We start from the raw sequence: 4,698 nt of genomic DNA on the forward strand, positions 1-4,698 counted from the left end.
GTACGGATTCGCTCGATCATGCTCATCTTGGGTCTCTCCTCCTGGCTATTCGGTTGTCAGCCCCTTGATGTCTCTATTTAAGCGCACCAGGCCGCCCATCGCCATCGATTATTAGGTGAGCTGAACCACGTACCTAAGGATCGTAGGTCAGCCTGCCCTCAGATCCTATGATTCCGTTCCCGAAACGGTTACGGCCGGTGTGCCGGGCGTTCACCCGTGGCACACCGGCCGTGACCGGAGCGGTGGTGCGTCAGGTCCAGGCGAGCAGCGCCGCCTCCGGGTCGGCCAGGAAGTCCCCGATGTCGCGGAGGAACTTCGAGCCCAGCTCACCGTCGATGATGCGGTGGTCGAAGGAGAGGCCGAGCGTGGTCACCAGGCGCGGCTTCACCTTGCCCTTGTGCACCCACGGCTGCTCCCGTACCGCGCCGAAGGCGAGGATCGCCGACTCGCCCGGGGGCAGGATCGGCGTACCGGTGTCGACGCCGAAGACGCCGACGTTGGTGATGGTGAACGTGCCGCCGGACATGTCCGCCGGGGACGTCCTCCCCGACTTCGCGGTCTGCACCAGGTCCGTCATCGCGTCCGCCAGCTCGCGCAGCGAGAGCCGCCCGGCGTCCTTGATGTTCGGCACGATCAGGCCGCGCTCGGTGGCCGCCGCGATGCCGAGGTTGACGTACTCCTTCACCACGATCTCGTCGCCGGCCCAGGTCGAGTTGACCATCGGGTGCCGCTTGACCGCCAGCAGCACCGCCTTGGCGACCAGCAGCAGCGGCGAGACCCGTACGTCGCGCCACTCCCGCCGGTCGCGCAGCCGGTCCAGCGCCTTCATTGCCCGGGTCACGTCGACGGTCAGGAACTCCGTCACGTGCGGGGCGGTGAACGCCGAGCGGGCCATGTTCTCCGCGGTGAGCTTGCGTACCCCCTTGACCGGGATGCGCTGCTCGCGGTCCGCGCCGAAGCTCGCGGCCGACGCGGCCGGCGTCGTGACCGTCAGCGGCTCGGCCGCCGCCGGGGTCGCGGTCGCCGCCCGCTGTACGTCCTCACGGGTGATCGAGCCGAGCGGACCCGAGCCGGTCAGCGTGGCCAGGTCGATGCCGAGGTCCTTCGCCAGCTTGCGGACCGGCGGCTTGGCCAGCACCGGACCGGAGACCCGGCCGTTGCCGTTGACCGCCGGGGCGGGAGCGGGCGGGGCGGGCGCCACCGGGGCGGCGGCCTGAGCCGGTGCCGGCGCGTCACCCTTGCGCGGGCGGCGCTTGGCCGGGGCGTTGCGCGGGCCGTAGCCGACCAGCACGGCGGTACGCCCACCCGGGGCCACACCACCGATCAGGCCCGGCTCGACCATGCCCTCGGCGGGCGCGACCTGGACCGCGGCGAGCGACGCTGCCGACGGAGCGGGCAGGTCCGACGCGGGGGTACCGGTCGTCGACCCCTCGATCGGCCCGGCGCCCGGGTCGGTGTCGATCGCGATGATCGGCACGCCGACCTCGACAGTGGACCCCTCCGGGTGGAAGATCGCCTGCACCCGGCCGGCCCACTTCGCCGGGATCTCGACCGCCGCCTTCGCGGTCTCCACCTCGACGATCGGCTGGTTCAGCTCGATGTCGTCGCCGACCTTGACCAGCCAGGCGAGGATCTCGCCCTCGGTCAGGCCCTCGCCCAGGTCGGGAAGGTTGAACTCCTTGATCCGGGACATGCCGCTCACCAGCCGAACGTGCGGTCGACGGCGTCGAGCACCCGGTCCAGGTCGGGCAGGTACTCCTCCTCCACCCGGGCGGCCGGGTAGGGGGTGTCGAAGCCGGTCACCCGCAGCACCGGGGACTCCAGGGAGTAGAAGCACTCCTCGGTGATCCGGGCCGCGATCTCCGACCCGAGACCCAGGTTGCCCGGGGCCTCGTGCACGACCACGCAGCGGCCGGTGCGCCGCACCGACTCGTACGCCGCGGTCAGGTCCAGCGGCGAGATCGTGCGCAGGTCGATGACCTCCAGCTCGCGGCCGTCCTCGGCGGCGGCGGTGGCCGCGTCGAGCGCGGTGCGCACCATCGGGCCGTACGCCAGGACCGTCGCGTCCGTGCCGGGCCGTGCGACCCGGGCCGAGTGCAGGGGGTACGCGTCGGCGATCGGCGCGTCCAGGTCCACCGGACCCTTCTCCCAGTAGCGCCGCTTCGGCTCCAGGAACACGATCGGGTCGTCCGACGCGATCGCCTGCTGAATCATCACGTACGCGTCCTGCGGGTTCGCGCAGCTCACCACCTTGAGACCGGCGGTGTGCGCGAAGTACGCCTCGGGCGACTCGGAGTGGTGCTCGACCGCGCCGATACCGCCGCCGAACGGGATGCGGATGACCATCGGGATCCGCACCTTGCCCTGCGAGCGGTAGTGCATCTTCGCCACCTGCGACACGATCTGGTCGTACGCGGGGTAGACGAAGCCGTCGAACTGGATCTCGCAGACCGGCCGGAAACCGCGGATGGCCAGGCCGACGGCGGTGCCGATGATGCCGGACTCGGCCAGCGGGGTGTCGATGACGCGCTGGTCGCCGAAGTCCTTCTGGAGGCCGTCGGTGATCCGGAACACGCCGCCGAGCTTGCCGACGTCCTCGCCCATGATGACGACCTTCGGGTCGTTCTCCAGGGCCCGCCGCAGGCCGGTGTTCAGCGCCTTGCCGAGGGTGAGCGTCTCCGTGGCCATCAGTGCGCGCTCCCCTCGAAGGACTCCATGTACTGCGTGAACCGGGCCCGCTGCTCGTTCAGCTCGGGAGAGCCGTTGGGGTAGACGTGGTCGAACATGCTCACCGGCTGCGGGTCGGGCATGGCGAGCACACGCTCGCGCAGGTGCACCGACTCGGTGCGGGCCTGCTCGTCGACAGCGGTGAAGAACGACTCGTCGGCGATCTTCTGCTTGGTCAGGAACGCCTTCATCCGGGCGATCGGGTCCTTCGCCTGCCACGCCTCGACCTCGCTGGCGATGCGGTAGCGGGTCGGGTCGTCGGAGGTGGTGTGCGCGCCCATCCGGTAGGTGTACGCCTCGATCAGGCTCGGGCCCTGGCCGTTGCGCGCGTTGTCCAGCGCGTGCCGGGTCACCGCGTACGACGCGAGCACGTCGTTGCCGTCCACCCGGACGCCGGGGAAGCCGAACCCGCCGGCCCGCCGGTACAGCGGCACGCGGGTCTGCCGCTCCAGCGGCTCGGAGATGGCGTACTGGTTGTTCTGGCAGAAGAACACCAGCGGGGCGTTGAAGACGCTGGCCCAGACGAACGACTCGTTGACGTCGCCCTGGCTGGTGGCGCCGTCACCGAAGTAGGCGATGACCGCCTCGCCGTCCTCGCCGCCGGTCTTGCCGTCCATGGCGACACCCATGGCGTACCCGGTCGCGTGCAGGGTCTGCGCCCCGATCACGATCGTGTACATGTTGAACTTGAACTCGTTCGGGTCCCAGCCGCCCTGGTCGACGCCGCGGAACAGGCCCAGCGGCATGATCGGGTCGATGCCGCGGCAGTAGAGCACGCCGTGCTCGCGGTAGGTCGGGAACGCCATGTCCTGCGTACGCAGCGCCCGGCCGGAGCCGACCTGCGCCGCCTCCTGGCCCAGCAGGCTGGCCCACAGTCCCAGCTCGCCCTGGCGCTGCAGCGCGGTGGCCTCGGCGTCCAGCTTGCGGACCAGCACGAGGTCGCGGTAGAGCCCGCGGTACTCCTCGTCGGTGAAGTCGACGCGGTACTCGGTCCCGTCCGGGCCGAGCGCGGTCTCGATCCGCTCACCTTCCGGCGTGAGCAGCTGTACGAGTTCCGGTTCACCGGCCGCGGCGGCGCGCCTGGTGCGGGGTGCGGCCCGCTTACTGCGGGTGGCGGCCCCGGGGTCGCCCTTTGCCATCCGTCTCTCCCTGTCTGTCTGCGCCGGCGCCGGGGGTTACCCGAGCCGAGCACCTCGTGCGCCCGCCCGGCTGATGCCGGGTCGGTCCCTGGCGACCGCGCCTGACCCCGGTAGGGGTTGCCGCGCGGCGTGAGCCGGAGTCGGTCGGGGACAGACCCAGGCCCGGGAGCGCCGGCGCCGTTCCGCACCAGCCGCGGGGTACGCGGAGGTGGCGGCTGCGTTGCCGTCGTGTCTGAATGATTGCAGAGGAGGTGAGCGGGCCCACAGTATGGCCTCCTTGGTGGGTGAGGTTCCATCGTCTTCATGACGGATAGCCGTCTTTGTCCCCAGTGGCGGGATCGGCTGACGTACAAAATGTGTGTCGACACGCGGTTGCGACTGGTGAACTGAGCGTCACTGGGTCAAGCTTGCGGTGAGCTGTTGCGCGGCATTTGTCCGAATATCCGCGCGTGCTCTCCCGTCCCCGTTCGCGCGTGAGGAGTGTGCCGGTGTCCGAACCAGAGGGTCCCCCCGGCTCACCCTTCCTCGGCCGGCACCGCGCGCTGCCCGCCTCCCCGTACCGCCGGGTCGTCGGCGCCCACCGCGCCCCCGGCGCCGGCGCCCCCAGCCGGGGCTACCTGCTCACAGTGGCGCTGCTCGCCGGCACCGCGTCGATGCCGATCCTCGCCGCCATCAGCACCGGATCGGCGACGGTGGGCAACAGCGCGCTCCCCGACACCAGCACCCCGTTCCTGCCGACACCCTCGATCGGGCCGGTGGTGATCCCGCCGCCCCAGGCGACCCAGCCCGCAGTGCCGTCCACGCCCACCCCCGACGTCACCTCCGTACCCCC

General features: G+C 70.9%; 3 protein-coding genes and 1 pseudogene. 1 reads left to right on the forward strand and 3 read right to left on the reverse strand.

Annotated elements, in window-relative coordinates; all coding sequences use genetic code 11:
* Positions 1-250: 250 nt before the first annotated feature.
* Genes KBX39_RS23810 through pdhA form a run of 3 tightly spaced genes read right to left on the reverse strand, consistent with a single transcriptional unit; the run spans position 251 to position 3,866 of the window.
* Positions 251-1,693, reverse strand: a complete 1,443-nt coding sequence (locus KBX39_RS23810; protein WP_210872591.1) for a dihydrolipoamide acetyltransferase family protein — start codon at positions 1,691-1,693, stop codon at positions 251-253.
* 5 nt (positions 1,694-1,698) lie between these two features.
* Complete coding sequence (locus KBX39_RS23815) at positions 1,699-2,688, reverse strand: alpha-ketoacid dehydrogenase subunit beta (protein ID WP_030269708.1); 990 nt, start codon at positions 2,686-2,688, stop codon at positions 1,699-1,701.
* Entirely contained in the window at positions 2,688-3,866 is a 1,179-nt protein-coding gene (gene pdhA, locus KBX39_RS23820; RefSeq protein WP_210872589.1) for a pyruvate dehydrogenase (acetyl-transferring) E1 component subunit alpha, read from the reverse strand. Before pdhA ends, KBX39_RS23815 begins: the two co-directional genes overlap by 1 nt.
* 488 nt (positions 3,867-4,354) lie before the next feature.
* Here pdhA and KBX39_RS23825 point away from each other — a divergent pair.
* Positions 4,355-4,698: pseudogene (locus KBX39_RS23825) on the forward strand (hypothetical protein); the annotation flags it as partial.

The sequence above is a fragment of the Micromonospora sp. D75 genome, assembly GCF_018070405.1.
In the GTDB taxonomy this organism is placed as follows: Bacteria; Actinomycetota; Actinomycetes; order Mycobacteriales; family Micromonosporaceae; genus Micromonospora; species Micromonospora chalcea.

Bases quoted from the DNA above. Each gene is read 5' to 3' on its own strand.
- pdhA (WP_210872589.1), bottom strand. From the start codon at position 3,866: ATGGCAAAGGGCGACCCCGGGGCCGCCACCCGCAGTAAGCGGGCCGCA.
- KBX39_RS23810 (WP_210872591.1), bottom strand. From the start codon at position 1,693: ATGTCCCGGATCAAGGAGTTCAACCTTCCCGACCTGGGCGAGGGCCTG.
- KBX39_RS23815 (WP_030269708.1), bottom strand. From the start codon at position 2,688: ATGGCCACGGAGACGCTCACCCTCGGCAAGGCGCTGAACACCGGCCTG.